Annotated in this window: 1 protein-coding gene; it reads left to right on the forward strand. The window is 36.8% G+C overall.

Features of this window, described 5'->3' with window-relative positions:
• Positions 1–383 (forward strand): DNA-directed RNA polymerase subunit beta (locus IE038_RS25820; protein ID WP_229775755.1); only part of this gene is annotated, 383 nt, incomplete at its 5' end.
• Positions 384–511 lie beyond the last annotated feature (128 nt).

Here is a 511-nt window from a genome sequence, read left to right on the forward strand (position 1 = left end):
TAGCTTATATATCGAAATTGTGTCATCAAGTTGACGACAAAATTCATGCACGTTCCCGTGGACCTTATGCGTTGGTTACACAACAACCTCTAAAAGGAAAATCCTCCAGAGGAGGACAACGAGTAGGAGAAATGGAAGTTTGGGCTCTAGAAGGTTTTGGTGTTGCTTATATTTTACACGAGATACTTACTTTAAAATCTGATCATATGGACACTCGTGAAAAAATATTTGGTGCCATTTTCAACGGAGAACCAATGCCTAAACCTAGCACTTTTACAGAATCTTTCCGATTGCTCAGTCGAGAACTACGATCTTTAGCTCTAGAATTGAATCATACTATCCTATCTGAGATAGACTTTCAGATAGATAAGAAGGAAGTTTGATCAAAATGAATCAAAATTTATTTTTTATGAATGACCAGAATAAACACGAACAACTTCAAATTGGATTAGTTTCTCCCGAGCAGATTCTCGCTTGGTCTGAAAGAATATTACCTAATGGAGAAAGAGTC

This window comes from Pseudomonas laurentiana (assembly GCF_014648275.1).
GTDB lineage: Bacteria > Pseudomonadota > Gammaproteobacteria > Pseudomonadales > Pseudomonadaceae > Aquipseudomonas > Aquipseudomonas laurentiana.